Genomic DNA, 2,489 nt, shown 5'->3' on the forward strand with positions numbered 1-2,489 from the left:
GACATTACCGTCATCACGAACGCTTATCCGGATCATATCGAAGAGATTGGAGCCGATGAAGAAGAGACTGCCAGAGTGCTTTCTCTATCCATTGCTCCAGGCGGGATTTGCGTCCTTGGAAATCTTTCGTCAGAGGCGATGGAGTCAGTCAAGAATCACTGTTCGAGAATAAATACAAGATTGGTGACTGTTGCTCCGAAAGTGGAAGACACGACCGGATTCAGATTCGAGCCAAACGAGGAAAACCTTTCTGTCGCACTGAAGGTTGTAGAACTACTCAATCTGGACAGGGAGAAGGCGCTTGAGGGAATGAGAGAGGCGCTGCCTGATGTGGGGACCTTCAGGTATCTGCATCTCGGCGACGGGATCAATGATACTGTTCTGGCAAATGCCTTCGCGGCCAATGACATTCGTTCCACTTCTCTGCTTCTGAAAAAGGCAAGACAGGATTTTCCCGAGAGACCGCTCGTCGGATTCTTCAACTCCAGAGACGACAGGCCGGACAGGGCTCTCGTCTTCGAAGAAATGATTAGAGAGTTCGACAGGATAATTGTCAGAGGACCTGTTCCTCAACGAATATTGAAGAACAAGAACGTGGAAAAGCTGAAAGACCCGAGCCGGCTCGATTCACTTCTTGAAGGGTACGAGCTCGTTTTCGGATTCGGAAATATACGCGGCCTTGTCCAGTGGCTGAGCGGGTTGGAGGAGATTCGATGAGTCCTGCATTGTTCTCGATTGGAATCGTCATAAGTACAGTATTCTGGTGGGTGACTGGGTTGTCGGCCGGAGGGCTTGTAACGCCGGTCTACCTGTTCATTTTCATCGAACAGCCTTTGAGGCTGCTTTATACATGGGGTGTCGGTCTTGTCACATTCCTGATTCTAAATCTTCTCCAGAGGTATCTGATTCTTTACGGAAGAAAGAGACTCGCAATAGGAATTCTTCTCGGAGTCGTGGTCAAACTTTCCCTCGATACCCTTCTAATGCCCAATCTCCCGGTAGAACTATTCTCAACCGTAATTGGAACCATCGTTCCCGGGCTGATCGCGAATGACTTCTACAGGCAGGGAGTAGTGAAGACCTCTCTTTCGCTGATCTTCGTCACAGTGGTTGTCTGGTTGACAAACATACTGATAAAATCGATCATGGTTGTCTAGGAGTTACAGCTAGCCGAAGAGCACGAGTCTTAACACAAGATAAAGGTTGGAAATTCCGAGAGATATAACTGCCGAAGGGAACCCGATCTTCATGAAGTCGAGGAAACTGTGCCTGTTTCCATACTCCTTGTTTACCATCTCAAAACACATCACATTCGCAAGATGACCGGTTACTGTTCCGTTTCCCCCGAGGTTTGCCCCAAGAGCAAGAGCAATCCAGAGATCGTACTTAAGAGGGTAGTGAACGGATAGCTGCGCCACGATAGGAATGAAGATCGTGACAACTGGAATGGCTCCAGTAACCATCGCTATCATTCCGCTTACCCAGAGAATAAGCATTGAGAGAACGGCCGGGTTGCTCGAAAGATTCAAAGCCAGAGTGGAAAGTTCCCCCGTTATTCCGGTGCTTTCAAGAGAGTGCGCAAGCGAAAAGAGCCCAATGAAGAAGAGGATCGCGTTCCAGTCCACCTCGGTAGCAACCGATTCGAAATCCTTTCCCGTATACAGAAGCAGAAATGAAGCTCCCAGCACTGCGAATAGCGACATTTCTATGTCAACGATACTGTGCATGATAAATCCGATGACCACAACCACCAGTGTTCCTAGGCTGACATACATCAACTTCTTATTGGTTATGACTCCATCGAGCCTTAAACCCTGAATCTCTTCCTTCTTTCCAGATATTGACGAGAGGCCCTTCAGAATCTTGAATCTGGAGATCATCATCAGGGTGACATAGGTCATTAACAGCGGAGCAAGCACAAGACCGCTGAAAGTCATGAAAGGAATCTTAGAGGCGTTACCAATAATGATGTTTGGAGGATCTCCTACCAGAGTCATACAACCGCCGATGTTTGAAGCTAGAATCATCACCGCCGTGAACCCGAAGGGATTGAATCCCGCAGTATCTGCAACGAAGAAGATTATCGGCATGAACATTATCATTGTAGTGACATTGTCCAGAACCATAGAGAAGAGAGCGATTAGCGCCGAAAAGAGCCCCGACAGCAGAAGGATGTTCCCCTTCGTTGCTCTGAGAGTACGGACCGCCACATATTGAAAGAACCCGGTAGATTTGAGCACGCCGACTATCACCATCATTCCTATGAGAAGAAATATGGCGTTGAAGTCGACAAACTCAGATATTGTCTCTATTCTCATTGTCTCGGAGACTTTGAGCACCACCAGCAACATACCTGACGTAAAGGCGATCAGCACTCTCCGTTTTTTCGAAAGGACAATCAGAGTGAAAGTCAATATGAAATAGATTACAATGAATATTCTGTCCACAAGTCTCATTCTATCCCAAAATGCTTAACAAATGAAGAGGGA

At 47.3% G+C, this 2,489-nt stretch carries 2 protein-coding genes; one reads left to right on the plus strand and one right to left on the minus strand.

From position 1 onward, the window contains the following. Nucleotides 1-713: 713 nt before the first annotated feature. Nucleotides 714-1,157: a hypothetical protein gene (locus ENN47_09635; protein ID HDP78424.1), complete on the plus strand. Its 444-nt coding sequence runs from the start codon at nucleotides 714-716 to the stop codon at nucleotides 1,155-1,157. A 9-nt stretch (nucleotides 1,158-1,166) separates the two neighbouring features. On the opposite strand, the gene ENN47_09640 is transcribed toward ENN47_09635, so the two are convergent. Next, entirely contained in the window at nucleotides 1,167-2,456 is a 1,290-nt protein-coding gene (locus ENN47_09640; GenBank protein HDP78425.1) for a citrate transporter, read from the minus strand. Nucleotides 2,457-2,489: the final 33 nt, after the last annotated feature.

It is taken from the genome of Mesotoga infera (assembly GCA_011045915.1).
In the GTDB taxonomy this organism is placed as follows: domain Bacteria; phylum Thermotogota; class Thermotogae; order Petrotogales; family Kosmotogaceae; genus Mesotoga; species Mesotoga infera_D.

Excerpts from the sequence above, each read along its gene's own strand:
- ENN47_09635 (HDP78424.1), top strand. The coding sequence starts at position 714 with ATGAGTCCTGCATTGTTCTCGATTGGAATCGTCATAAGTACAGTATTC.
- ENN47_09640 (HDP78425.1), bottom strand. The coding sequence starts at position 2,456 with ATGAGACTTGTGGACAGAATATTCATTGTAATCTATTTCATATTGACT.